General features: G+C 68.8%; 25 protein-coding genes. 23 read left to right on the plus strand and 2 right to left on the minus strand.

Translation table 11 applies throughout. The annotated features are described in order from the left end of the window. The first annotated feature begins 114 nt into the window (after window positions 1-114). From J5T34_RS00095 to J5T34_RS00110, 4 genes are all read left to right on the plus strand, one after another. Entirely contained in the window at window positions 115-813 is a 699-nt protein-coding gene (locus J5T34_RS00095; RefSeq protein WP_208577253.1) for an SPOR domain-containing protein, read from the plus strand. A gap of 85 nt (window positions 814-898) precedes the next feature. Further along, window positions 899-1,534, plus strand: coding sequence for a thiol:disulfide interchange protein DsbA/DsbL (locus J5T34_RS00100; RefSeq protein WP_174109003.1), 636 nt, complete (start codon window positions 899-901; stop codon window positions 1,532-1,534). Between the two features lie 101 nt (window positions 1,535-1,635). Beyond that, window positions 1,636-2,466: an SDR family oxidoreductase gene (locus J5T34_RS00105; protein WP_208577255.1), complete on the plus strand. Its 831-nt coding sequence runs from the start codon at window positions 1,636-1,638 to the stop codon at window positions 2,464-2,466. Further along, window positions 2,466-3,308 (plus strand): helical backbone metal receptor, encoded by an 843-nt coding sequence (locus J5T34_RS00110; protein ID WP_208577257.1) that lies wholly within the window; start codon window positions 2,466-2,468, stop codon window positions 3,306-3,308. The genes J5T34_RS00105 and J5T34_RS00110 overlap by 1 nt, the downstream gene beginning before the upstream one ends. Window positions 3,309-3,336: 28 nt before the next feature. On the opposite strand, the gene J5T34_RS00115 is transcribed toward J5T34_RS00110, so the two are convergent. Both J5T34_RS00115 and J5T34_RS00120 read right to left on the minus strand, forming a co-directional pair. Then, a complete protein-coding gene (locus J5T34_RS00115; RefSeq protein WP_208577259.1) occupies window positions 3,337-3,708 on the minus strand; it encodes an antibiotic biosynthesis monooxygenase family protein in 372 nt (123 codons plus the stop codon). A 12-nt stretch (window positions 3,709-3,720) separates the two neighbouring features. Further along, a complete protein-coding gene (locus J5T34_RS00120; protein WP_208577261.1) occupies window positions 3,721-4,800 on the minus strand; it encodes an MBL fold metallo-hydrolase in 1,080 nt (359 codons plus the stop codon). Between the two features lie 225 nt (window positions 4,801-5,025). On the opposite strand from J5T34_RS00120, the gene J5T34_RS00125 reads away from it, so the two are divergent. The 19 genes from J5T34_RS00125 to J5T34_RS00215 all read left to right on the plus strand — a co-directional run bounded on the left by J5T34_RS00125 (window position 5,026) and on the right by J5T34_RS00215 (window position 25,895). Beyond that, window positions 5,026-5,553 (plus strand): MerR family transcriptional regulator, encoded by a 528-nt coding sequence (locus J5T34_RS00125; RefSeq protein ID WP_244258600.1) that lies wholly within the window; start codon window positions 5,026-5,028, stop codon window positions 5,551-5,553. A gap of 267 nt (window positions 5,554-5,820) precedes the next feature. Beyond that, window positions 5,821-6,198 (plus strand): PaaI family thioesterase, encoded by a 378-nt coding sequence (locus J5T34_RS00130; RefSeq protein ID WP_244258603.1) that lies wholly within the window; start codon window positions 5,821-5,823, stop codon window positions 6,196-6,198. A gap of 113 nt (window positions 6,199-6,311) precedes the next feature. Beyond that, entirely contained in the window at window positions 6,312-7,508 is a 1,197-nt protein-coding gene (locus J5T34_RS00135; protein ID WP_208577263.1) for an isovaleryl-CoA dehydrogenase, read from the plus strand. 203 nt (window positions 7,509-7,711) lie between these two features. Beyond that, window positions 7,712-9,529 carry a bifunctional isocitrate dehydrogenase kinase/phosphatase gene (gene aceK / locus J5T34_RS00140; protein ID WP_208577265.1) on the plus strand — a complete coding sequence of 606 codons (1,818 nt, stop codon included), beginning with the start codon at window positions 7,712-7,714 and terminating at the stop codon, window positions 9,527-9,529. Next, the gene (gene can, locus J5T34_RS00145) at window positions 9,526-10,197 is read left to right on the plus strand and encodes a carbonate dehydratase (protein WP_006578377.1); all 672 of its coding nucleotides are present in this window, start codon (window positions 9,526-9,528) and stop codon (window positions 10,195-10,197) included. Before aceK ends, can begins: the two co-directional genes overlap by 4 nt. 210 nt (window positions 10,198-10,407) lie before the next feature. Next, the gene (locus J5T34_RS00150) at window positions 10,408-11,589 is read left to right on the plus strand and encodes an acetyl-CoA C-acetyltransferase (RefSeq protein ID WP_208577267.1); all 1,182 of its coding nucleotides are present in this window, start codon (window positions 10,408-10,410) and stop codon (window positions 11,587-11,589) included. A 92-nt stretch (window positions 11,590-11,681) separates the two neighbouring features. Next, a complete protein-coding gene (locus tag J5T34_RS00155) occupies window positions 11,682-12,362 on the plus strand; it encodes an SDR family oxidoreductase (protein ID WP_150082723.1) in 681 nt (226 codons plus the stop codon). A gap of 7 nt (window positions 12,363-12,369) precedes the next feature. Beyond that, window positions 12,370-13,500: an acyl-CoA dehydrogenase family protein gene (locus tag J5T34_RS00160; protein WP_208577269.1), complete on the plus strand. Its 1,131-nt coding sequence runs from the start codon at window positions 12,370-12,372 to the stop codon at window positions 13,498-13,500. A gap of 93 nt (window positions 13,501-13,593) precedes the next feature. Then, window positions 13,594-14,253, plus strand: a complete 660-nt coding sequence (locus J5T34_RS00165) for a 2-hydroxychromene-2-carboxylate isomerase (RefSeq protein WP_208577271.1) — start codon at window positions 13,594-13,596, stop codon at window positions 14,251-14,253. Further along, on the plus strand, window positions 14,250-14,978 hold the full coding sequence (locus tag J5T34_RS00170) for an HAD family hydrolase (RefSeq protein WP_208577273.1): 729 nt from the start codon (window positions 14,250-14,252) through the stop codon (window positions 14,976-14,978). The genes J5T34_RS00165 and J5T34_RS00170 overlap by 4 nt, the downstream gene beginning before the upstream one ends. Next, complete coding sequence (locus J5T34_RS00175) at window positions 14,975-15,439, plus strand: YchJ family metal-binding protein (protein ID WP_208577275.1); 465 nt, start codon at window positions 14,975-14,977, stop codon at window positions 15,437-15,439. Before J5T34_RS00170 ends, J5T34_RS00175 begins: the two co-directional genes overlap by 4 nt. Window positions 15,440-15,560: 121 nt before the next feature. After that, window positions 15,561-17,168, plus strand: coding sequence for a carboxyl transferase domain-containing protein (locus J5T34_RS00180; protein ID WP_208577277.1), 1,608 nt, complete (start codon window positions 15,561-15,563; stop codon window positions 17,166-17,168). Window positions 17,169-17,171: 3 nt separating this feature from the next. Then, a complete protein-coding gene (locus J5T34_RS00185) occupies window positions 17,172-18,134 on the plus strand; it encodes an alpha/beta hydrolase (RefSeq protein WP_208577279.1) in 963 nt (320 codons plus the stop codon). Between the two features lie 48 nt (window positions 18,135-18,182). Then, complete coding sequence (locus J5T34_RS00190) at window positions 18,183-18,971, plus strand: enoyl-CoA hydratase/isomerase family protein (RefSeq protein WP_208577281.1); 789 nt, start codon at window positions 18,183-18,185, stop codon at window positions 18,969-18,971. Window positions 18,972-19,223: 252 nt separating this feature from the next. After that, on the plus strand, window positions 19,224-20,690 hold the full coding sequence (gene bioA, locus J5T34_RS00195) for an adenosylmethionine--8-amino-7-oxononanoate transaminase (protein ID WP_432207614.1): 1,467 nt from the start codon (window positions 19,224-19,226) through the stop codon (window positions 20,688-20,690). Continuing rightward, a complete protein-coding gene (gene bioF / locus J5T34_RS00200; RefSeq protein ID WP_208577286.1) occupies window positions 20,680-21,924 on the plus strand; it encodes an 8-amino-7-oxononanoate synthase in 1,245 nt (414 codons plus the stop codon). The genes bioA and bioF overlap by 11 nt, the downstream gene beginning before the upstream one ends. Then, window positions 21,921-22,652 carry a dethiobiotin synthase gene (gene bioD / locus J5T34_RS00205; protein WP_208577288.1) on the plus strand — a complete coding sequence of 244 codons (732 nt, stop codon included), beginning with the start codon at window positions 21,921-21,923 and terminating at the stop codon, window positions 22,650-22,652. Before bioF ends, bioD begins: the two co-directional genes overlap by 4 nt. A gap of 32 nt (window positions 22,653-22,684) precedes the next feature. Continuing rightward, window positions 22,685-23,749: a biotin synthase BioB gene (gene bioB, locus J5T34_RS00210; RefSeq protein ID WP_208577290.1), complete on the plus strand. Its 1,065-nt coding sequence runs from the start codon at window positions 22,685-22,687 to the stop codon at window positions 23,747-23,749. 121 nt (window positions 23,750-23,870) lie between these two features. Further along, window positions 23,871-25,895, plus strand: coding sequence for an acetyl/propionyl/methylcrotonyl-CoA carboxylase subunit alpha (locus tag J5T34_RS00215; protein WP_208577292.1), 2,025 nt, complete (start codon window positions 23,871-23,873; stop codon window positions 25,893-25,895). Window positions 25,896-26,136: the final 241 nt, after the last annotated feature.

Here is a 26,136-nt window from a genome sequence, read left to right on the forward strand (position 1 = left end):
CGGCGGCGCGGCCCGTCGACACCCATCGTCGATTCGGGCCGCGCCGGCCCGGCCGCCCGGCCGTGGTGCCAGGCACTGGCTCTATAATCTTCCGGCAATATCCAAGAGGACTCCATGCAACAGCAACGCAAGCGTGCCCCGCGCAAGGCCAGCCGCGCCCAGCAGCGCGGGGGTACGTTTCTCGGCCTGGTGCTCGGCCTGATCATCGGCTTGGCCATCGCGGTGGTGGTGGCGCTGTATATCACCAAGGCACCGACGCCGTTCCAGCGCAAGGGCACGCCGAAGCCGGCCGAATCCGGCAACGTGGTGGGCACCTTGCCGTCGCCGGTGCAGGAGCCGCCGTCGGACCCGAACAAGCCGCTGTGGAGCAAGACCCCGCCCAAGCCGGTCGGACCGCCCGCGGAACCGGCGCATCGCGACCCGGCCGCCCCCGCCGCGCCCGCGGCCAAACCGGCGCCGACGCCGGAAGAGGCCGTGAAGCCCGCGCCGAAGACGGCCGAAAAGCCGGCGGAAAAAGCCGCCGAGCGTCCGGTGGCCGATCCGATCGCCGAGATCGCCCAGGCCGACGCCAACAAGGTCGGCTATCTGCTGCAGGTCGGCGCCTTCCGCTCGCAGGACGACGCCAACCGCCAGAAGGCCAATCTGGCGATGCAGGGCTTCGAGGCCAAGGTCACCGACCGCGAGGTCAATGGCGTCAAGCTGTACCGCGTGCGGCTGGGCCCGTACAACAAGATCGAGGACATGAACCGCGCGCGCGACCGCCTGCAATCGGCCGGTTTCGAGGCGTCGGTGATCCGCTTCACCAAGCAGTAAGCCAGGAGGCGGCGGCGCCGGCGCGGGCTGAACCCGCGCGGCGCATCGCTGTCATACGCAGACCGTTTCTCTTTTCTCTCGCGCCATGAAGAAAATCGCCGCCTTGTTCGCCACGCTCGCCGCCGCCGCGGGACTGATGATGGCATCGCCCGCCCAGGCCGCGCCGGCCGAAGGCAAGGAATATCAGGTCCTGAAGGCGCCCCAGCCCGTGACCGCGGGCAAGATCGAAATCACCGAGTTCTTCTGGTACGGCTGCCCGCATTGCTACGACTTCGAGCCGGAGCTCGAAGGCTGGGCCAAGAAGCAGGGCAAGGACGTCGTCTTCAAGCGCGTGCCGGTGGCCTTCCGCGACGACCTGCTGCCGCATACGCGGATCTACTACGCGCTCGAATCGATGGGCAAGCTCGACGCCATGCACGGCAAGGTCTTCAGCGCGATCCATGCCGAGCGCAAGCGCCTGCTCGATCCGAACGAGATCGCCGACCTGATGGCCAGGAACGGCATCGACCGCAAGGCCTTCCTGGACGCCTACAACTCGTTCTCGGTGTCGACCAACACCACGCGCGCCAACAAGATCGCCGACGCCTACAAGATCGACGGCGTGCCGACCATCGTGGTCCAGGGCAAGTACGTGACCTCGCCGTCGATCGCGGGCAGCAAGAGCGCCGCCCTGCAGACGATGGATTACCTGGTGACCCAGGTCCGCGACAAGAAGCTCTGATGAGGTGGCGCGCCGCGCGGCCGATCGCCACCGAACGGTTGGCGAACGGCTGAGCGGCGCGCACCGCCTTTCCGCTTCGTCCTGATCTTCCCCGCCGCCCGATGCGACCCGTCAAAGTCTTCCTCACCGGCGCATCGAGCGGAATCGGCCAGGCCCTGGCGCGCGAATATGCGCGGCAGGGCGCGATTCTCGGCCTGGTCGGCCGCCGCGACGATGCGCTGCGCGCGTTCGTCGCCACCCTGCCCAATCCCAATGCCGCCCGCGTCTATGCGGCGGACGTGCGCGACGCCGACGCGATGCTCGCCGCCGCGCAGGACTTCCTCGAGCATTTCGGCTGCCCCGATATCGTCATCGCCAATGCCGGCGTATCGGTCGGCACGGTGGCGAGCGAGCGCGAGGACCTCGATGCCTTCCGCGCGGTGATGGACACCAACTGGTTCGGCGTGCTGACCACCTTTCAGCCGTTCCTCGCGCCGATGCAGGCCCGCGAGGCCGGCGCCCGCGAGTGGCGCGGCACGCTGGTCGGCATCGCCAGCGTCGCCGGCGTGCGCGGATTGCCCGGCGCCGGTGCGTACAGCGCGTCGAAGTCGGCGGTGATCAAGCTGCTCGAGAGCCTGCGGCTGGAACAGCGGCCGCACCGCATCCGCGTGGTCACCATTGCGCCCGGCTATATCCGCACGCCGATGACCGCGCGCAATCCCTACCCGATGCCCTTCCTGATGGACGCCGACGCCTTCGCGCGCAAGGCGGTGCGCGCCATCGGCGCCGGCCGGCGCTTTGCCGTCGTGCCGTGGCAGATGGGCGTGGTCGCGGCGGTGCTGCACGTGCTGCCGCGCTGGCTGTACGACGCGCTGTTCGCGCGGGCGCCACGCAAGCCGCGGCAGCCGGAGCGCTCCACTGACCAAGCCGGCGACGGCAGCGGGAGCGCGTGATGTGGCACGACGCGCTGGGCCAGCCGCACTCGCGCGCCGCTGCCGATGCGCGCATCGCCTCGCTGGTGCCGTCGGTCACCGAACTGCTGTTCTCGCTGGGGCTGGGCGGCCAGCTGGTGGCGCGCACCGGCTTCTGCATCCATCCCGAACCGCAGGTGCGCAGCGTTGCCAAGGTCGGCGGCACCAAGGACGTGCAGCTGGACAAGCTGCGCGCGCTGGCGCCGACCCATGTGGTCGTCAACATCGACGAGAACCGGCGCGAGACCGTCGACGAGATCCGCAGCTTCGTGCCGAACGTGATCGTGACCCATCCCTGCGCGCCGCGCGACAACCTCGACCTGTACCGGCTGCTGGGCGGCATCTTCGATCGCGAGGCGCAGGCCGAGGCGCTGTGCGCGCGGCTGGAGCAGGCGCTGTCCCGGCTCGAGGGGCGGAGCTGGCCGACGCGCAAGGTGCTGTACGCGATCTGGCAGGACCCATGGATGACGGTGTCGCGCGACACCTATATCAGCCGCATGCTCGCGATGATCGGCTGGCAGACCTGGCCCGATGCCGATGCTGCTGGCGCAGCCCTGCAGGCCTGCATCGATGGCGATTGCGCACGGCCCAATGCGCCGGGCCAGCGCTATCCGAGCTTTCGCTGGAGCGAGGCGCTGGTGCGCGAGCTCGACCTGGTGCTGCTGTCGACCGAACCCTATCGCTTCACCGAGGACCATGCCGACGCGCTGGAGCGCCAGCTCGGCCTGCCGGTGCTGCTGGTCGATGGGGAGAGGGTGTCGTGGTACGGCAGCCGTGCGATCGATGGCGTCGCGTATCTGGAGACGCTGGCGCGACAGGCTTGATGCCCGGCCCGCCATCCGTGAACCGGGATCAGCGCTCGAACCCGTAGGCGCGTTCGACCTTGCAGACGCGCAACTGGAAGCCCTGATACCAGCGCTCGCGGCCGAGCCGCTGCGCGACGCGGTGCTCGGCATGCGCCTGCCAGGCCGCGATGTCCTCGAGCGAACGCCAGTACGACACGGTGATGCCCGGCGCGCCCGGCGTGCTGCCGTCGCGCACCGACTCGACGCCGAGAAAGCCGGGCATGGTCGCGGCCAGCTCCACCATCCGCTGTGCCATCGCGCCGTAGTCGGCCTCGTGGTTGTCGCCGCCCGCGTCGGCACCGGTGCGCGTGGACGTGAAGATCACCGCGTAGTAGGGCGGCGGCGGGGTCTGGGCGAAGGCGCTGTCGGTGGCGGACATGGGGGCGCGGATTCAGGCGTTGGCACGGAACCGGATGATGCCATCGTCCCCGGTGGCGCGCTGCAGCTCGCCGGCATGCCACAGCACGTGCAGGTGGGCCAGCGCCTCGCCCATCGCGAAGGTCATCTGATGGATGTCGAACTGGCGTCGGAAGATCACGTCGACGATATCGCGCGCGCTGCACGGCTTCTCGGCGCAGGCGGCGCGGGTCTCGGCCAGCCGCTCGACATGGTGTTCGCGCAGTTGCCCGATGCGCGTCTGCAGATTGCGGAACGGGCGGCCGTGCGAGGGCAGCACCAGCGTGTCTTGCGGCAGGTCCTGGTAGCGGTCGAGCGAGCGCAGATACAGCGCCAGCGGGTTGGCCTCGGGCTCCATGTCGAACACGCTGACATTGGTCGAGATCCGCGGCAGCACCATGTCGCCGGAGATCAGCACGTTCAGCTCGGCGTTGTACAGCGCCACGTGTTCCGGCGCATGACCGTAGCCGGTGATGACGCGCCAGCTCGCGGCGGCGGGATCGGCGCCCATCGTCACCGTATCGCCGTCCATCAGCCGCCGGTATTGCGTCGGCAGATCGGGCACCAGCGTCGCGTAATAGCTCTTGCGGGCGCGCAGCTTTTCCAGGCTGTCGGGATCGGCCAGGCCGTGGCGCGCGAAATGGCTGGCGGCGAAGTCGCCGCCGGCGTTCGAGCCGACGCCGTTGCCGCCGCCCATCACCCGCGCGCTCATGTAGTCGCCCAGGCTCATCCACAGCCTGGCGTCCCAGCGCTGGCACAGCCAGTGCGCCAGGCCGACGTGGTCGGGATGGCAGTGGGTGACCAGCACCCGCAGCACGGGCAGCCCTTCCAGCTCGTTGGCGAACACCGTTTCCCAGTGCGCCTTGATGGTGTCGTTGGTGATGCCGCAATCGATCACGGTCCAGCCGTCGCGCCCGTCCTGGCGGTCGCGCACCAGCCACAGATTGATATGGTCGAGCGCGAAGGGCAGCGGCATGCGCAGCCAGTAGACGCCGGGGGCGACCTCCTGGCGCGCGCCGGGCTCGGGCATGGTCTCGCCGAACGGGTATTGGAGTTGGTGTTCGAGTGCGTTCATCGGGGAGTCTCTCGGTTGCGAAGCCCTGCGGTGGGCTTTCTCGTCGTGGATGCGGACGCCGGACGCCCGGGGGCGCAATGCGAGGGCAATGCGCGCGGACGGCGTCGGGGCGGTTGCCAGGCGCGCTGCTTGACGCTAACGTAAACGTCAATTCGGACGGCCTGTTGCCATCTTAAGCGAAAACGCCCACGCGTATCGAACGTTCGTTCTCTTTTACAGGCGCCCATGCCCAGCTCCGCCACCCAGCCTCCCACGCCCGCGAACCAGCCCGACAGCCCGCCCGCCAACCCGCCCGCCGGCACCACGTACACCATCACCGAACTGGCGCGCGAGTTCGACATCACGCCGCGCGCGATCCGGTTCTACGAGGACCAGGGCCTGCTTTCGCCCGACCGGGTCGGCGCCGGGGGACGGCAGCGGCTCTACAGCGGCCGCGAGCGTACCCGCCTGAAGCTGACGCTGCGCGGCAAACGCCTGGGCCTGACGCTGAACGAAATCCGCGAGATTCTCGACCTCTATGAGTCGCCGCGCGACACGGTGCCCCAGCTCGAGCGCTTCCTGGCTTCGCTGGCGCAGCACCGCCAGGCCCTGGAGCGGCAGATGGAAGACTTGCAGGCGCAATTGGCCGAGATCGACCAGCACGAGCGCCAGTGCCGCGCCTTGCTGGCGAAGGCCGAGCCGCAAAAGGGCCAGCAGGAGAACCACCAGCAGAAGGGCCCGGGGAGGGAGCGCGAGCGCGCCGCCGGCGCCTGACTGTGGCCGAGTGCGCCCGAGTGTGCCCGAGGCCACCGTCGCGGCCCGATCGCCGACAAATTTGATTGACGTTTACGTAAACGTAAATAAAATAAGCCAACCGCCCACCGCACCACGCGGTGCAGGCGCCGACAGGAAGCTGCCATGCCGAATTCCGACACGGACGTCGCGACGTACGCCGCCGCGGACGCCGCTGCCCACGCCTCCCCCGATCTGCCGCCCGGCCGTGCCGATGCGATTGCCGCCAGCTTTGCCCGTCAGGGCCTGATGCGGACCTTCGGCGCCTCGCTGGTCCGCGTCGAGCGCGGGGAGGTCGAACTGGCAATGCCGTGGTCCGAGGGCGTGACCCAGCAGCACGGCTTCTTCCACGGCGGCGTGGTCGGCGCGCTGGCCGACAGCGCCTGCGGCTATGCCGCGCTGTCGATGGTCGGCGAAGGCGAGGCGGGGCTGACCGCGGAGTACAAGATCAATCTGCTGTCGCCCGCCAAGGGCGAGCGGCTGATCGCCGTGGGCCGCGTCCTGAAGCCGGGCCGCACGCTGATCGTCGCCCAGGGCGATGTGTTTACCGAGACCGGCGGCACGCGCAAGGCGGTGGCCACCATGCTGATGACGCTGTGCGTGGTACGCACGCTCGACCACGTCTGAGCCGCTGCCCGTCCCCGACGCTGCATTCGCCCCGCATTGCCCGACATCGCCCCGGCGCCGCAAGACCAGCGATTCCGTATCGAACCCGATCCGACAGGAAATAGGAGACAAACATGACCGCAACCCTGCCAGGCCTGAAATTCGACCTCGGTGAAGACATCGAGATGCTGCGCGAGTCCGTGCAGTCCTGGGCCCAGGCCGAGCTCGCGCCGCGCGCGGCCGAGATCGACCGCACCGACCAGTTCCCGATGGACTGCTGGAAGAAGATGGGTGACCTCGGTGTGCTCGGCATCACCGTGGCCGAGGAATACGGCGGCGCCAATATGGGCTATCTGGCCCACATGATCGCGATGGAAGAGATCAGCCGCGCCTCCGCCTCGGTGGGCCTGTCGTACGGCGCCCATTCGAACCTGTGCGTCAACCAGATTCACCGCAACGGCACGCCGGCGCAGAAGGCGAAATACCTGCCCAAGCTGGTGTCGGGCGACTGGATCGGCGCGCTGGCGATGAGCGAACCCAATGCCGGCTCGGACGTGGTCAGCATGAAGCTGCGCGCCGACCGGGTGGGTGGACCGCGGGGCGACCGCTACGTGCTGAACGGCACCAAGATGTGGATCACCAACGGTCCGGACTGCGACGTGCTGGTGGTCTACGCCAAGACCGAACCGGAGCTCGGCGCGCGCGGCATGACGGCCTTTATCGTCGAGAAGGGCATGAAGGGCTTCTCGGTGGCGCAGAAGCTGGACAAGCTCGGCATGCGCGGCTCGCATACCGGCGAACTGGTGTTCCAGGACGTCGAGGTGCCGGCCGAGAATATCCTCGGCGCCGAGAACGGCGGCGCCAAGGTGCTGATGAGCGGCCTGGACTACGAGCGCGCGGTGCTGTCCGGCGGTCCGGTCGGCATCATGCAGGCCTGCATGGACGTGGTCACGCCGTACATCCACGACCGCAAGCAGTTCGGCCAGAGCATCGGCGAGTTCCAGCTGATCCAGGGCAAGATCGCCGACATGTACACCACGCTGCAGGCGGCGCGCAGCTACCTCTATACCGTCGGCAAGAATCTCGACGCGCTCGGCAGCGAGCACGTGCGCCAGGTGCGCAAGGACTGCGCCGCGGTGATCCTCTATACGGCCGAGAAAGCCACCTGGATGGCCGGCGAATCGGTGCAGATCCTGGGCGGCAACGGCTATATCAACGAATATCCGGTGGGCCGCCTGTGGCGCGATGCCAAGCTGTACGAGATCGGGGCCGGCACCTCGGAGATCCGCCGGATGCTGATCGGCCGCGAACTGTTCTCGGAGACGATGTAACGGCGAGCAAGCGCGGTGAACGGTGCGCCGCTCCGAGGTGGGCGGCGCCACCGATGCCTCGCTCGAAGCGCTTACAATCACCCCTGAATTACCGTTGACATCGCGCCGCGCTCGAGCGAGCGCTGCCTGCACAGGTTTCCAGCCGATTTCCAACCGGATTGGCCTTCCGAATCTCACCCGCGCCCAGGTAATCCGTTCCAGCCATGTCTCACTTCCCGAAACTGCTGTCGTCGCAGATCGCCTACGATGTGGCGCGCACCATGCTGGACGGGTTCGACAAGCACTACCGGCTGTTTCGCGAGGTCAGCATCGAGGCCAAGGTCCGTTTCGAGGCGGGAGACTGGGCCGGGCTGCAGCAGCTGCAGCGCGACCGCATCGCGTTCTACAACGAGCGCGTGCGCGAAACCACGGTGATCCTGGAAGACGAGTACGACGCCGAGCAGATCGAGGACGAGATCTGGCAGCAGATCAAGCTGCATTACATCGGACTGCTGACCAACCACCACCAGCCCGAGCTGGCCGAGACCTTCTTCAATTCGGTCTTCACCCGGATCCTGCATCGCTCGTACTTCAACAACGACTTCATCTTCGTGCGCCCGGCGATCTCGACCGAATACATCGAGAACGAGGAGTCGCCGACCAAGCCGACCTTCCGCGCCTACTATCCGGGCAGCCGCGAGGGCATGGCCGACTGCTTCGAACGGATCGTGCACAACTTCCAGCTCGAGCGGCCGTACGAGGACCTGAAGCGCGATATCGGCTATGTGGTGCGCGCGGTCACCGAGCATCTGGGCGACTTCCGCATCGCGCCCAATTTCCAGATCCACGTGCTGTCGTCGCTGTTCTTCCGCAACAAGTCGGCCTTCATCATCGGCCGCCTGCTGAACGGGGACCGCACCTATCCGCTGGCGATCCCGATCGTCCACGGCCCCTCGGGCAAGCTGGCGCTCGATACCGTGCTGCTGCGCAAGGAACAGCTGCTGATCCTGTTCTCCTTCACGCATTCGTATTTCATGGTCGACATGGAAATCCCGTCGGCCTACGTGACGTTCCTGCGCGACATCATGCCGCGCAAGCCGCGCGCGGAGATCTATACCTCGCTGGGTTTGCAGAAGCAGGGCAAGAACCTGTTCTACCGGGACTTCCTGCACCATCTGCAGCATTCGTCGGACAAGTTCATCATCGCCCCCGGCATTCGCGGGCTGGTGATGCTGGTGTTCACGCTGCCGTCCTATCCCTATGTGTTCAAGGTGATCAAGGACTTCTATCCGGCGCCGAAGGAAACCACGCGCGAGCTGATCAAGTCCAAGTACCAGCTGGTCAAGCAGCACGATCGCGTCGGCCGCATGGCGGACACGCTGGAGTATTCGGACGTCGCCTTTCCGCTGTCGCGCTTCGACGATGCGCTGGTGCGCGAGCTGCACGAGCATGCGCCGTCGATGATCGAATACCAGCGCGCCAAGGACGGCACCGAGGAAATCGTGGTGCGCCATCTCTATATCGAACGCCGCATGACGCCGCTGAACATCTACCTGCAGGAAGGCACCGAAGAGCAGGTCGAGCACGGCATCATCGAATACGGCAATGCGATCAAGGAGCTGATGGCCGCCAACATCTTTCCGGGCGACATGCTGTACAAGAACTTCGGCGTCACGCGCCATGGCCGCGTGGTGTTCTACGACTACGACGAGATCGAATATCTGACCGACTGCAATATCCGCCGCATACCGACGCCGCGCAACGAGGAAGAGGAGATGTCGGGCGAGGTCTGGTACAGCGTCGGTCGCCACGACGTCTTTCCCGAAACGTTCCGCACCTTCCTGCTGGGAGACCCGCGCGTGCGCGCGGCCTTCCTGCGGCACCATGCGGACTTTTTCGATCCTGCCCTGTGGCAGGGCCACAAGGACCGGCTGCTGGCCGGACATGTTCATGACTTTTACGCCTACCATGCATCGGAACGCTTCATCCATCGATATGGCCCAACCGAAACCGGCGACGCGCCGGCAAGGAGGGCAGCATGACTGACGCCATCGCCCAGCTGTTTCGCAACAACCGCGAATGGGTCGACCGCGTCAATGCGGAAGACCCGAACTTCTTCACCAGCCTGGCCAACCAGCAGGCGCCCGAATACCTGTGGATCGGCTGTTCGGACTCGCGCGTGCCGGCCAACCAGATCCTGGGCCTGGCGCCGGGCGAGGTCTTCGTCCACCGCAATATCGCCAACGTGATCGCGCACAGCGACCTGAACGCGCTGTCGGTGATCCAGTTCGCGGTCGAGGTGCTGAAGGTGCGCCATATCACCGTGGTCGGCCACTACGGCTGCGGCGGCGTCAAGGTCGCGCTCAAGCGCGAGCGCGTCGGCCTCGTCGACAACTGGCTGCGCCATGTGCGCGACGTGGCCGACAAGCACGACGCCTATCTGGGCACCATCGTGCGCGAAGACGATGCGCACAGCCGGCTGTGCGAGCTCAACGTGATCGAGCAGGTCAACAACGTCTGCCAGACCACGGTGATCCAGGACGCCTGGGCGCGCGGCCAGCAGGTCACGGTGCACGGCTGGATCTACGGCGTATCCGACGGCCTGCTGCGCGATCTGGGCATGGCGGCCAGCAGCAACGAGGAACTGCGCACGCAATTGCAGGCGGCCTACCGGCAGTACGGGGATCCGCCGCATATTCCGGTGCGGTAAGGAAGAGGGTTGCAGTAGCGAAACTTCACGCATACCACCGACAGGCTCCCCTCCCCCGCGCGCGGGGGAGGGGCTGGGGGAGAGGGAAAGCGGCGTTCCGAACGGCTGACAGTGTTGGCAGAACGACCGCCTCTCCCTCTCCCCCACCCCTCTCCCGCAGGCGGGAGAGGGGAGCAAAACAGACCGATAGCCAAGCACAAGGAGACCACCATGCAAGACCCGATCGTGATCGTATCCGCGGCCCGGACGCCGATGGCCGCATTCCAGGGCGAGTTCGCCAGCGTCACGGCCCCGCAGCTTGGCGCCGTGGCCATCCGCGCGGCGATCGAGCGTGCCGGCATCCAGCCGGAGCAGGTCCAGGAGGTGGTGTTCGGCTGTGTGCTGCCCGCGGGACAGGGGCAGGCGCCGGCGCGCCAGGCAGCGCTCGGCGCAGGGCTGCCGCTGTCGGTCGCCTGTACCACCGTCAACAAGATGTGCGGCTCGGGCATGCGCGCAGCGATGACGGTCTACGACAGCCTGGTGGCCGGCTCGTACGAGATCGCGGTGGCCGGCGGCATGGAAAGCATGACCAATGCCCCGTACCTGATCCCGAAGGGGCGCGGCGGCTATCGCATCGGTCACGGCATGATCTATGACCACATGATGCTCGACGGGCTGGAAGACGCCTACGAGAAGGGCCGCGCGATGGGCACCTTCGGCGAGGACTGCGCGGCCAAGTACGGCTTCACGCGCGAGGCGCAGGACGCCTTTGCGATGGAGAGCGTGCGGCGCGCGCAGCAGGCCACGGAGAAGGGCGATTTCCGCTGGGAGATCGCGCCGGTCACGGTCGCGGCCAAGGGCGGTGATGTGGTGATCGACACCGACGAAGGCCCGCGCCGCATCAAGGTCGACAAGATCCCGTCGCTCAAGCCCGCGTTTGCCAAGGACGGCACCATCACCGCCGCCTCGTCGTCGTCGATCAACGACGGCGCGGCCGCGCTGGTGATGATGCGCGAGTCGACTGCGAAGGCGCTGGGCCTGCAGCCGCTGGCGCGCATGCTCGGCCATACCAGCCACGCGCAGGCGCCGGGCTGGTTCACCACCGCGCCGGTCGAGGCGATCGCCAAGCTGTATCGCAAGCTGGACTGGAACAGCGACAGCGTCGACCTGTTCGAGATCAACGAAGCCTTCGCCGTGGTGCCGATGGCGGCGATGCACGAACTGAAGATTCCGCGCGACAAGGTCAATATCCACGGCGGCGCCTGCGCGCTCGGCCACCCGATCGGCGCTTCGGGCGCGCGCATCATGACCACGCTGATCGGTGCGCTGCGCAAGACCGGCGGCAAGCGCGGCGTGGCCAGCCTGTGCATCGGCGGCGGCGAGGCCACGGCGGTCGGCATCGAGCTGATCTGAACGGCCGGCGCCAACCGCGCCACGCGGCCCCGGACCTTGGCCCACGACCTTCGACCTTCGACCTTCGACCTTCGACCCGACAGGAGGCTAGCTTGCCAACCGCACTGATACTCGGCGCCTCGCGCGGCATCGGCCTGGAGTTCGTTCGCCAGTACCGCGCCGACGGCTGGCGCGTGATCGCGACCGCCCGCAGCGACGAGGGGCTGGCCGCGCTGAAATCGCTGGGCGCGGAGGCGCACCGCGTCGACCTGACCGAGGCCGATCAGGTCGCGGGGCTGGGCTGGACGCTCGACGGCGAATCGCTGGACGTGGCCGTCTACAACGCCGGCGTGATCGGCCCGCGCACCGAAGGCGCGCAGCCGGTTTCGGTCGAGGAGTTCGACGACGTGATGCATGCCAATGTGCTGGGCCCGATGATGGCGCTGCCGCTGGTGCTGCCCTTCGTCGAAACCGGCCGCGGCGGCAAGGGGGGCGTGCTGGCGGTGCTGTCCTCGCGCATGGGCAGCATCGGCGCGATGGAAAGCAACCGCAGCTGGCTGTATCGCGTCAGCAAGGCGGCGGTCAACGCGGCGCTCAAGTCGGTGTCGCTGGACGCGCGCCACGCCGTCTGCCTGGCGCTGCATCCCGGCTGGGTGCGCACCGACATGGGCGGCGCGGGCGCCGACCTGACCCCGCAGCAAAGCGTTTCCGGCCTGCGCCGCGTGCTGGCCGGCGCGACCGCGCAGGACAACGGCGGTTTCCGCAACTACGACGGCAGCGTGCTGCCCTGGTGAGATCTCGATGCTGCTCAGTCCCGAACAGGAAATGATCCGCGACGCCGTGCGGCAGTTCGCGCAGGAGGTGATCGCGCCGCAGGCTGCGGCTTGGGATCGCGACAAGACGTTCCCGAAGGAGGTCCACCGCGAGCTCGCAGCGATGGGCACCTACGGCGTGGCGGTGCCGGAAGCCTACGGCGGCGCAGGGCTCGACTACCTGTCGCTGGCGCTGATCCTCGAGGAGATCGCCGCCGGCGACGGCGGCACCTCGACCGTGATCAGCGTCAACAACTGCCCGGTCTGCAGCATGCTGATGGCGTTCGCCAGCGAGGCGCAGAAACAGCAGTGGCTGGTGCCGCTGGCCCGGGGCGAGATGCTCGGCGCGTTCTGCCTGACCGAGCCGCATGTCGGCTCGGACGCCGCGGCGCTGCGCACCACCGCGACGCGCGATGGCGATCATTACGTGCTGAACGGCGTCAAGCAGTTCATCACCAGCGGCAAGCACGCCGATGTGGCGATCGTGATGGCGGTCACCGACAAGGCCGCCGGCAAGCGCGGCATCAGCGCCTTCCTGGTGCCCACCGATACGCCCGGCTATGTCGTCGCGCGGCTGGAGGACAAGCTCGGCCAGCATTCGTCGGACACCGCGCAGATCGTGTTCGAGGACTGCCGCGTGCCGGCCGCCAATCTGCTGGGCGAGGAGGGCGCGGGCTACAGGATGGCGCTGTCCGGCCTGGAGGGCGGGCGCATCGGCATCGCCGCGCAGAGCGTCGGCATGGCGCGCGCGGCATTCGAGGCGGCGCTGGCCTACGCGAAGGAGCGGGAGAGCTTCGGCCAGCCGCTGTTCGCGCATCAGGCGGTGCAGTTCCGGCTGGCGGACATGGCCACGCGCATCGAGGTCGCGCGTCAGATGATCTGGCACGCCGCCTCGCTGAAGGACGCCGGCCGGCCCTGCCTGAAGGAAGCCGCGATGGCCAAGCTCCATGCCAGCGAGATGGCCGAGGCGGTCTGCTCGGATGCGATCCAGGTGTTCGGCGGCTATGGCTATGTCAGCGACTTCCCGGTCGAGCGGATCTACCGCGACGTGCGGGTCTGCCAGATCTACGAGGGCACCAGCGACATCCAGAAGATGCTGATCGCGCGGGCGCTGGCGTGAGCCGCGCACGCGCGCTGTATTTCGCAGTCGCTGCCGTTCCCTTCGCCGTTCCCTTCGCCGTTCCATCGGCTGTTCCGCTCGCCAGGACCTGACATGACCGCTGCCCCCATCGACTTCTATTTCGATTTCTCCTCGCCCTACGGCTACTTCGCCAGCACGCGCATCGACGATCTCGCGCGGCAGTACGGGCGCAGCGTCGCCTGGCATCCGATCCTGCTCGGCGTGGTGTTCAAGACCACCGGCATGGCGCCGCTGCCGCAGATTCCGCTCAAGGGCGACTACAGCTGGCGCGATTTCGAACGCACCGCGCGTCATCACGGCATCCCGTACCGCCGGCCGTCGAGCTTTCCGCTGCCGACCACGCAGGCGGCGCGCGCGATGCTGTGGCTGCAGAACCATCATGCCGCCGACGTGGCGGTGCGCTTCGCCAAGGCGGTCTACCACGCCTACTTCGTCGACGACATCAACATCGCCGAACCGGCCGAGCTGGTGAAGATCGCCGCGGCACTGGACATCGACGCCAACGCGATGGACGCCGGCGCCAGCAGCCAGCCGATCAAGGATCAGCTCAAGGCCGAGATGGAAGTGGCGATGGCCAAGGGCGTGTTCGGCTCGCCCTTCGTCATCGTCGATGGCGAACCCTATTGGGGCTTCGACCGTTTCGACCAGATCGAAGCCCTGCTCAAGAGCGGCACGCCCACCGAATTGCGGGCCGTGCCGACCACCGATCTCAAGGAAAAGAAACCCGCATGACCCTCAGCGCTTCCCCCTCCCGTGACCGCGACACCGGTGTCGCCCGGCCGTCCCGTCGCTTCGACTGCGTGATTTTCGATTGCGACGGCGTGCTGGTCGACAGCGAGCCGATTGTCAATCGCGTGTTGAACCAGATGCTGAACGAATTGGGCATCGCGATCTCGCTGGAGGATTCGACCGCGCTGTTCCTCGGCCGCGCCGTGCGCGAGGAGCTCGACACCATCGAGCGGATGCGCGGCGCGCCGCTGCCGGAGAACTGGCTGTCGCAATGGCTGGCCCGGCGCAACGAAGTGCTGGAGGCCGAGGTCGAAGCCGTGCCGCACGTGCGCGACGCCATCGCCGCGATCGCCGCGACCGGCATGCCGCTTTGCGTCGCCTCGGGCGCGGACCGCGTCAAGGTCAAGCTGCAGCTCAAGCGCACCGGCCTGCTCGAGCTGTTCCAGCACGACGCTGACGGCGTGCAGCGCGAGCACGTGTTCTCGGCCACCGAGGTCGAGCGCAGCAAGCCGGCGCCGGACGTGTACCTGCTCGCCGCGCGCACGATGGGCGTCGAGCCGTCGCGCTGCGCGGTGGTGGAAGACAGCCCGGCCGGCATCACCGCCGGCGTGGCGGCCGGCATGACGGTGTTCGGCTATGCCGCGCGCAACGATGCCGCGATGCTGCGCGAGGCCGGCGCCCACACCATCTTCACCGACATGCGGCAACTGCCGGAGCTGGTGGCATGAAGCGAGCGGCAGCGCCTTCGCGCGAGGGGTCCTGCCCTTGCGGGGGGACCAGCGGGGCCAGCGGCGCCCGCTATGCCAGCTGCTGCGGGCGCTTTCATCGCGGCGAGGCGCTGCCCGAGACCGCGGAAGAGCTGATGCGCTCGCGCTACAGCGCCTACGTGCTGAACGACTCCGATTGGCTGCGCCAGACCTGGCATCCGTCGACCTGTCCGCCGACGCTGGAACAGGATCTGGCGCACGACAACGCCGGCCCGCGCACGCAGTGGCTGGGCCTGTCCATCGTGGCGAGCGAGCAGCAGGACGACACGCACGCCGAGGTCGAGTTCGTCGCCCGCTACAAGGTCGGTGGCCGCGCGTCGCGGCTGCACGAACGCAGCCGCTTCGTGCGCGAGGCGCGCAGCAGCGGCGAAGCGCCGCGCTGGCTGTATCTGGATGGGGAGATCCGGGGGGAGTCGCGATGAGCCCCGAGCCCGGACGCTGAATTCCGAAGTTCCCGAATGCCGTCGTTGCCGAATTTCGAACCGAACTGAACCGCAACGCATCCATCGCAACGCATCACAAGATCAGGAAGAGACAGACACGATGCCCACGCTCGAATCCAAACTCAATGCCCGTTCCGAGGCGTTCAAGGCCAATGCCGAGGCGATGCAGGCGCTGGTCGCCGACCTGAAGGCGAAGATCGCGCAGGTCGCTCAGGGCGGCGGCGAAGACGCGCGCAACAAGCATCTGTCGCGCGGCAAGATGCTGCCGCGCGAGCGCGTGCAGCAATTGCTCGACCCGGGCACGCCGTTCCTGGAGCTGTCGCAGCTGGCCGCGTACGACATGTACGACAATGCCGCGCCCGGCGCCGGCATCATCACCGGCATCGGCCGCGTGGCCGGGCAGGAATGCGTGATCGTGTGCAACGACGCCACGGTCAAGGGCGGCACCTATTACCCGATGACCGTCAAGAAGCATCTGCGCGCGCAGGAGATCGCCGAGCAGAACCATCTGCCCTGCATCTACCTGGTCGATTCGGGCGGCGCCAACCTGCCGAACCAGGACGATGTGTTCCCCGACCGCGATCACTTCGGCCGCATCTTCTACAACCAGGCCAACCTGTCGAAGATGGGCATCCCGCAGATCGCCGTGGTGATGGGCTCGTGCACTGCCGGCGGCGCCTATGTGCCGGCGATGAGCGACGAGTCGATCATCGTCAAGAACCAGGGCACGATCTTTCTGGGCGGCCCGCCGCTGGTCAAGGCGGCCACCGGCGAGGAGGTCAGCGCGGAGGACCTGGGCGGGGCCGACGTGCACACGCGGCTGTCGGGCGTGGCCGACTACTTTGCGCAGAACGACGCGCACGCGCTCGGCCTGGCGCGCAATATCGTGCAGCACCTGAACCGCCGCAAGCCGGACCAGATCCGCCTGCACACCCCGGTCGAGCCGCGCTATCCGGTGGAGGAACTGTACGGCGTGATTCCGACCGATACGCGCAAGCCCTACGACGTGCGCGAGGTCATCGCCCGCATCGTCGACGATTCGGATTTCGACGAGTTCAAGGCGCGCTACGGCACCACGCTGGTCTGCGGCTTCGCGCGGATCTGGGGCTACCCGGTCGGCATCGTCGCCAACAACGGCATCCTGTTCTCGGAATCGGCGCTCAAGGGCGCGCATTTCATCGAGCTGTGCTGCCAGCGCAAGATCCCGCTGGTGTTCCTGCAGAACATCACCGGCTTCATGGTGGGCCGCAAGTACGAGAACGAGGGCATCGCGCGCAACGGCGCCAAGATGGTGACCGCGGTGGCGACCGCGCAGGTGCCGAAGTTCACGGTGATCATCGGCGGCTCGTTCGGCGCCGGCAACTACGGCATGTGCGGCCGCGCCTATTCGCCGCGCTTCCTGTGGATGTGGCCGAACGCGCGGATCTCGGTGATGGGCGGCGAGCAGGCCGCCAGCGTGCTGGCCACCGTGCGGCGCGACGGCATCGAAGGCCGGGGCGGCAGCTGGAGCGCGGAGGAGGAGGAGGCCTTCAAGCGGCCGATCCGCGAGCAGTACGAACACCAGGGCCATCCGTACTACGCCAGCGCGCGGCTGTGGGACGACGGCGTGATCGACCCCGCGCAGACCCGCACAGTGCTGGGCCTGGGCCTGTCGGCGAGCCTCAATGCCCCGATCGACGAGATGAAGTTCGGCGTCTTCCGGATGTAAGCGATGCTGCGTCGTTGCCGCGCGCGCGGTGCCCGCCATCCCCGCGATCGCGCCGAGTTCGTGCCGTATGCCCGGCTGGCTATCTGCCTGTTGGCATGCATGGCGTGGATGCCGATGCCGGCCGGCGCCGCGCCGCTCGAGGAGACCTGGTCGGTACCGGTGACGGTCACCGACGCGCACGGCCGGCAGGTCGCGCAACGGATCGTCGTCACCGCGTTCCGCGAGCCGGGCCGCCAGCGCTATCCGCTGCTGGTGCTGAACCACGGCCGCGCGCCCGATCCCTATGCCCGGGCCCGGCTCGGACGCGTGCGGCTGGCCGAGCAGGCCGCGTATTTCGCCTCGCTCGGATTCCAGGTGCTGGTGCCGACGCGGATCGGCTATGGCGCCAGCGGCGGCGACGATATCGAGAACACCGGCAGCTGCACGCGCAAGAACTATCGGCCCGGCTTCGAGGTGGCCGCGCAGCAGGTGCTGCAGGTCATCGACATGGCGCGCTCGCGACCCGAAATCGACGTCTCGCGGGTGGTGCTGGTCGGCCAGTCGTTCGGCGGTGCGGCCGTGATCGCGCTGGCGGCGAAGAACCCGCCGGGCGTCCGGCTGGTGCTGAACTTTGCCGGCGGCGGCGGCGGCGATCCGCGGCTGCATCCGGGCGAGCCGTGCGCGCCGGAGCAGCAGGCCGCGCTGTTTGCGGAATACGGCCGCAGCGCGCGCGTGCCGACGCACTGGATCTACACCACCAACGACCGCTACATGGGGCCGTATCCGGCGCAATGGTTCGACGCCTTCCGCGGCGCCGGCGGCGTCGGCAAGTATCACGCGCTGCCGGCCTTCGGGCAGGACGGCCATCAGCTGTTCGCGCGGGGCCTCGCGCGCTGGAAGCCGCTGGCCGAGCAGGCGCTGCGCGATGCCGGCTTCGAGCCCAGGCCATTGAACCGGCCCGCCGCAGCGAACGACACGCGGCGATAGCCGGTAGACGGAAACGCCAATCACAGCCAGAACTGCAAGGAGACCACGATGGAATTCACCACGCTGACCGTGACCGTCGAGCGCCATGTCGCCACGGTGACGCTGAACCGCCCCGATGTGCGCAACGCCTTCAACGAAACGGTGATCGCCGAGCTCAGCGGCGCGTTCCGCGCGCTGGGCGATACCCCGGAGGTCCGCGCGATCGTGCTGGCCGGACAGGGGCCGGCGTTCTGTGCCGGCGCCGACCTGAACTGGATGAAGAAAATGGCCGGCTACTCGCATGACGAGAACCGTGCCGACGCGCTGCAGCTCGCCCAGATGCTGCACACGATCTGGGCCTGCCCGAAGCCGGTGATCGCGCGCATCCACGGCGATACCTATGCCGGCGGGGTCGGCCTGGTGGCGGCCTGCGATATCGCGGTGGCGGCCGATCACGCGCACTTCTGCCTGTCCGAGGCGCGCCTGGGGCTGCTGCCGGCGACGATCAGCCCCTACGTGATTCGCGCGATGGGCGAGCAGGCGGCGCGCCGCTACTTCATCACCGCCGAACGCTTCGACGCGGCCGAGGCGCTGCGGCTCGGCTTCGTGCATGCGGTAGTGCCGGCCGACACGCTCGACGCCAAGGTGGCCGAACTGACCGCCGCGCTGGTCGCCAACAGCCCGAATGCCGTGCGCGAAAGCAAACGGCTGGTGCAGGACATCGCCGGCCGGGCGATCGACGACGACCTGCTGGCCGACACCGCCGAGCGCATCGCGGCAATCCGCGCCTCCGACGAAGGACGCGAGGGCGTGCGCTCGTTCCTCGAGAAGCGCAGCCCGTCGTGGCGCCCGGCTTGATGTCGTCGAGGTCGGCAATGCCGCTGGCGGCGATGTGCGCAGATGCCGGCGCAAGCGTGTGCGATCGCGGTTTCATCGGCCAAATCCGCTGAAATCGACGCCAACACGCCGGTAACGCGCAAATCGCCGACCGTTTGCCAAGCCTGCAAGGACCTTCCTACCATGCGTTCTCCCAATCCAGCCATGTTCGCCGCGCCGCCGGGACCCTCCCGGCACGGCGCGCGCGCGGCTGGCCAACCATGGAGGACTCCCTTGCATACCCAGTCCTTGCACACCGCCCGCTCCGATCCGCCCGCCGCCCCGGTGCGGCAGGGCGGCAGCGGGCTCGGCGCGCGCAGCCTGCGCGCGGTATGGCATCCCTGCACGCGCCTGCGTCCCGGCGGCGATCGGCCGCCGCTGGCCGTGGTCCGCGGCGAAGGGCCTTGGCTGTTCGACGACGAAGGCCGGCAGCTGTTCGACGCCACCAGCTCCTGGTGGGTCAATCTGTTCGGTCATGCGAATCCCGCCATCAACGCCGCGCTGAAGGATCAGCTCGACACGCTGGAACACGTGATGCTGGCCGGCTGCACGCACGGCCCGGCGGTCGAGCTGGCCGAACGCCTGTCGGCGCTGACCGGCGGCGCGCTCGGCCATGCGTTCTACGCGTCGGATGGCGCCTCGGCGGTCGAGATCGCGCTGAAGATGAGCTTCCACTACTGGCGCAATACCGGGCTGCCGGGCAAGCGCGAGTTCGTCTGCCTGCGTCACGGCTATCACGGCGAGACGGTCGGCGCGCTGGCGGTCACCGACGTTGCGGTGTTCCGCGATGCCTACGATCCGCTGTTGATGCGCGCCCATGTGGTGATGTCCCCCGACGCACGCCAGGCCGAGGCCGGCGAAGCGCCGCGCGAGGTCGCGCAGCGCGCGCTCGATCAGCTCGAAGCGCTGCTGCAGCAGCGCGCCGCCAGCATCGCGGCGCTGATCGTCGAGCCGCTGGTGCAATGCGCGGCCGGCATGGCGATGCACGATCCGGCCTATCTGGACGGCGTGCGCGCGCTGTGCGACCGCTACCGCGTGCATCTGATCGCCGACGAGATCGCGGTGGGCTGCGGACGCACCGGCACCTTCTTCGCGTGGGAGCAGTCGCGCTGCAATGAGGCCGGTGACAACGCCCCGCTCGGCGCGCAACAGTGGCCCGATTTCCTGTGCCTGTCCAAGGGCATCAGCGGCGGTTATCTGCCGCTGTCGCTGGTGCTGACGCGCAGCGCGATCCAGCAGGCCTTCGTCGCCGACGAACTGTCGCGCAGCTTCCTGCATTCGCACTCGTACACCGGCAATCCGCTGGCCTGCCGCGCCGCGGTGGCCACGCTGGACCTGTTCGCGCAGCAGGATGTATTGGCGCTCAACCGCCAGCGCGCCCAGTGGCTGGCCGAAGGGCTGGCCGGCCTGGCCGCCGATGCGCGGCTGTGTCACGTGCGCCAGCGCGGCCTGATCTGGGCCGCCGACCTGCGCGAGCCGTTCGCCACCGAAACCTTCGCCGCCGACTTCCATCAGGCCGCGCTGGAGCAGGGCGTGCTGATCCGGCCGATCGGCAGCACGCTGTACGTGATGCCGCCCTATGTCTTTGACGCGCCGCTGGCGAACTGGCTCGGCGAGCGTTTGCTGGCCGCGCTGGACAGCGCGCTTGACACCGTGACGGCGCCGGCTGGCCCCGGCAAGGAGGCACGCCATGCTGCTTGATCGCCTGACCCAGGCCGCCGCCGAACGCGAACGCCAGGCGCTGACCCGCACCCGCCGTATCGCCCATACGCCGTGCGCGCCGCAACAGACCGTCGCCGCAATGCTGCGCGACGGCAGCGAGGCCGAGCCCCGCCCCTTGCTCGGCTTCAGCAGCAACGATTATCTGGGCCTGGCCAATCATCCGGCCATCGTCGACGCCTTTGCAGAAGGCGCGCGGCGCTGGGGCGCCGGCAGCGGCGCCTCGCATCTGGTCACCGGCCATGGCCTTGCGCACCACCGGCTCGAGTCCGAACTGGCGCGCTGGTACGCCGACGCGATCCCCGACGCCGCCGCGCTCTACTTCTGCACCGGCTATATGGCCAATCTCGCGGTGCTGACCGCGCTGGGCGGCGCCGATGCGACGCTGTTCTGCGAGGCGCTGAACCACGCCTCGCTGATCGACGGCGCGCGGCTGGCCCGCGCCAGCGTGCAACGCTACGCGCATGGCGATGTCGCGGCGCTCGACGCGCTGCTCGCCGCCAGCGCGACGCCGCTGAAGCTGATCGTCACCGACGGCGTCTTCAGCATGGACGGCGATATCGCACCGCTGGCCGAACTGCTGGCGCTGGCCGAGCGGCACGATGCCTGGCTGGTGGTCGACGACGCCCACGGCTTCGGCGTGCTGGGCGAGCGCGGCCACGGCGTGCTCGAGCAACTTGGCCTGTCGTCGCAGCGGCTGATCTATATCGGCACGCTGGGCAAGGCGGCCGGCGTGGCCGGGGCCTTCGTTGTCGCGCACCGGCTGATCGTCGAGCATCTGGTCAATACCGCGCGCACGTATATCTTCACCACGGCGGCGCCGCCGGCGGCGGCCCATGCGCTGCTGACCAGCCTCGCGCTGATCGAAGGCGATGAAGGCGCGCGGCGGCGCGCGGCGCTGCGGCAGCGCATCGCCGAACTGCGGACCGGTCTGGCGCCGATGGCCGCGCAGGCGGGCTGGCAGCTGGCCGACAGCGCGACCGCGATCCAGCCGCTGATCGTCGGCGACAACGCCGCGGCCTTGATGCTGTCGGCCGGGCTCGAGCAGGCCGGCATCCGCGTTGGCGCGATCCGACCGCCGACCGTGCCCGAGGGCACCGCGCGGCTGCGCATTACCCTGTCTGCCGCGCATGCGCAGGCGGATGTCGCGGCCTTGCTGGCGGCGCTCGGGGCCTTGGCGGCGCAGGCCGCGCGTTCATGCAGGGTGGCCGCATGAGCCGACTCTCCGCATTCGCCTGTTTCGTCACCGGCACCGATACCGGCGTGGGCAAGACCCACGCCACGGCGGCGCTGCTGCATGCGCTGGCCGCGCAGGGCCGCACCACGGTCGGCATGAAGCCGGTCGCCAGCGGCTGCGAGTGGCGCGACGGCCAATGGCATAACGACGATGTCGCGCAACTGCGCGCGGCCAGCAGCGTCGACGTGCCGCTGGCGCAGACCTGCCCCTGGCTGCTGCGCACGCCATGCTCGCCGCATCTGGCGGCGCAGGCCGATGGCGTGCGCATCGAAGCCGAGCCGATCCTGTCCGCGTTTGCCGCGCTGCGCGCGCAGGCCGACGCGGTCGTGGTCGAGGGCGTCGGGGGCTTTCGCGTGCCGCTGGCCACCGGTCCCGACGGCTGGGATACCGCCGATCTGGCGGTCCGGCTCGATCTGCCGGTGATCCTGGTGGTCGGCATCCGGCTCGGCTGCCTGAACCATGCGCTGCTGACCGCGGAGGCGGTGCGCGCGCGCGGGCTGCGCCTGGCCGGCTGGATCGCCAACCGGATCGATCCGGACATGCTGCTGGCCGACGAGAACATCGCCACGCTGCGCGACGCCTTCGACGCGATCGGCACGCCCTGGCTCGGTACGCTGCCCTGGCAAGTGCCTGCCGATCAAGCCGCGCGCCGCCTCGATCTGGCCCCGCTGCTCGACCTCAACCGACATCCCGGCGACGCGCTTTGAGCGCGCCGCCTGACAACAGAATTCGCATCGACATGACTACCATCGCTACCATTTCCGCCGATTCGCTGCGCCAGAGCGCACGCCAGCAAGCTGCGCAGGCCGGCAACGCCGACGCCAACGCCCGCACCAACGCCGGCACGAACGCCGGCACCAACGCCCGCTGGACCGTCGACGCCGTCGCGGCGTTGTTTGCGTTGCCGTTCAACGATCTGCTGTTCCGCGCGCAACAGGTTCACCGCGAGCACTTCGACGCCAACACCGTGCAGCTGTCGACGCTGCTGTCGATCAAGACCGGCGGCTGCGAAGAGGATTGCGGCTATTGCCCGCAAAGCGCGCACCACGATGCCGGCGTCAAGGCCGAGAAGCTGATGGGCCTGGACGAGGTGCTCGACGCCGCGCGCACCGCCAAGGCCAACGGCGCCACGCGCTTCTGCATGGGCGCCGCGTGGCGCAGCCCGAAGGACCGTCATCTCGAACCCGTGATCGAGATGGTGCGCGAGGTCAAGGCCATGGGGCTGGAGACGTGCGTGACGCTGGGCATGCTGCGCGCCGAACAGGCGCAGCGCCTGAAGGACGCCGGCCTCGACTACTACAACCACAATCTCGATACCTCGCCGGAGTTCTATGGCGAGATCATCAGCACGCGGACCTACCAGGACCGCCTCGACACCATCGGCCATGTGCGCGAGGCCGGCATCAACGTCTGCTGCGGCGGCATCGTCGGCATGGGCGAAACGCGCGAGGCGCGCGCGGGCCTGATCGCGCAGCTGGCCAACATGGAGCCGTATCCGGAGTCGGTGCCGATCAACAACCTGGTCCAGGTCGAGGGCACGCCGCTGGCGGGCACCGCGCCGCTGGACCCGTTCGAGTTCGTCCGCACCATCGCGGTCGCGCGCATCACGATGCCGCGCGCGATGGTGCGCCTGTCCGCCGGCCGCGAGGCCATGGACGAAGCGTTGCAGGCGCTGTGCTTCCTGGCCGGCGCCAATTCGATTTTCTACGGCGACAAGCTGCTGACCACCGGCAACCCGCAGGCCGAGCGCGATCGCGCGCTGCTGGGCCGGCTCGGCATCCGCGCGGAAGGACACGCGGGATGACGAGGGTGTCCGCGCCTGCCGTTCTCCCGTCGCCTCGCGAAAGCGCGGACGACGGTGGGGGAGGCGCAGCGCGGACACGTGCAGCCAGCCGGTCGCCGTTCCCCATCAACAAGGAGGAGCCATGTTCACCAAGATCCTGATCGCCAACCGCGGCGAAATCGCCTGCCGTGTCGCCGCTACCTGCCGGCGCCTGGGCATCCGCACCGTCGCGGTCTATTCCGACGCCGACGCGCAGGCGCGCCATGTCGCCTACTGCGACGAGGCCGTGCATATCGGCGGGGCCGCGGCGCGCGACAGCTATCTGCGCGGCGACCACATCATCGAGATGGCGCGCGCGACCGGCGCGCAGGCGATCCATCCCGGCTACGGCTTCCTGTCGGAGAACGAGGGCTTTGCCGAGGCGTGCGCTGCGGCCGGGCTGGTGTTCATCGGACCGCCGGCCTCGGCGATCCGCGCGATGGGCAGCAAGAGCGCGGCCAAGCAGCTGATGGAACGCGCGGCGGTGCCGCTGGTGCCGGGCTATCACGGCGAGGACCAGGACCCGGCGCTGCTGCGCCGCGAGGCCGACCGCATCGGCTACCCGGTGCTGCTCAAGGCCAGCGCGGGCGGCGGCGGCAAGGGCATGCGCGTGGTCGAGGACGCGGCCGGCTTCGAGGCGGCGCTGGCCTCGGTCAAGCGCGAGGCCAGCGCCAGCTTCGGCGACGACAAGGTGCTGGTCGAGAAGTACCTGACGCGGCCGCGCCATATCGAGATCCAGGTGTTCGCCGACACGCAGGGCAATTGCGTCTATCTGTTCGAGCGCGACTGCTCGGTGCAGCGGCGCCATCAGAAGGTGCTGGAGGAAGCGCCGGCACCGGGCATGACCGAGGAGCGCCGCCGCGCGATGGGCGAGGCGGCGGTCGCCGCGGCGAAGGCGGTCGGCTATGTCGGCGCCGGCACGGTCGAGTTCATCGCAAACCAGGACGGCTCGTTCTACTTCATGGAGATGAACACGCGGCTGCAGGTCGAGCACCCGGTGACCGAGATGATCACCGGCCAGGACCTGGTCGAATGGCAATTGCGCGTGGCCGCCGGCGAGCCGCTGCCGCTCTCGCAGGACCAGCTGCGCATCGACGGTCATGCGCTCGAGGCGCGCATCTACGCCGAGAACCCCGACAAGCAATTCCTGCCGTCGACCGGCACGCTGCGCTACCTGCGCACGCCGCCCGCGGTGCAGTTCATGCGGGGAGAAGACGTGCATGGCCCCGCCGGCGTGCGGATCGATTCGGGCGTGCGCGAGGGCGATGCGATCAGCCCGTATTACGACCCGATGATTGCCAAGCTGATCGTCTGGGGCAAGGACCGCGCCGAGGCGCTGGCGCGGATGCGGCAGGCGCTGGCCGCCTATCACGTGGTCGGACTGTCGACCAATATCGCGTTCCTGCAGCGGCTGGTGGCCTCCGAACCGTTCACCAAGGCCGACCTGGATACCGGCCTGATTGCCCGTCACGAGGCCACGCTGTTCGCGCCGCCGGCGCCGGTGGGCATGGAGCTGATCGCGCTGGCGGTGGCGGCGCTGCTCGATGCCGAGGCGCGCGAGCGCCGCATCGATGCGGCCGATCCGCATTCGCCGTGGACCCATGCCGGCCCGTGGCGGCTGAACGCGGGCGCCCAGCGCCTGCTGCGCTTCACGCATGGCGCCGACACGCTGGAGGTCACGCTGCAGGCCGACGCGCACGGCAGCACGCTGTTCTATGCCGACCAGGCCGCGCCGTTCCGCTCGCATTGCGCCGCCGACGATGTCCACGTCGACCTCGGCACGCGCCGCGCGCACGGACAGGTGCATCGCGACGGCGATGTCTTTCACGTGTTCGCCGGCGGGCGGCATGTCGCGCTGGAATGGCAGGACCCGCTGGCGCACGCCGGCGACGCCGAAGGCGAGGGCGGCAAGCTGACCGCGCCGATGCCGGGCAAGGTGATCGCGGTGATGGTCGAAGCCGGCGCGACCGTCACGCGCGGCACGCCGCTGCTGGTGATGGAGGCGATGAAGATGGAGCACACCATCTCGGCGCCGGCGGACGGCGTGGTCGGCGAAGTGCTGTACGGGGTCGGCGATCAGGTCGGCGAGGGCGAGCAGCTGCTGGGGTTCGAGGCGAAGGGCAGTTGAAGGCCCACCGCGGGACGGTCCGCTGTCCGAATCGGAAAGTGGGCCGCTCCTTCGTGCAAGCAAGCGGCCGCGGCTGCTTCGACAATGCCGCGCTGCCTTGTTTGTCGCGACGCCAGTCCCGGCGGCCGACGGTACCGGTGCCGCCGCCAGGGCGCCGGCCCGTCGGCGCCAGGGATCCATCGACCGGTCCGGTCGGCTGCGCGGCAACGAGGAAATCCGTGCCACTTCCTCTGTCGAGTCC

Origin of the sequence: Cupriavidus gilardii (assembly GCF_017598945.1) — a bacterium.
GTDB lineage: Bacteria > Pseudomonadota > Gammaproteobacteria > Burkholderiales > Burkholderiaceae > Cupriavidus > Cupriavidus gilardii_E.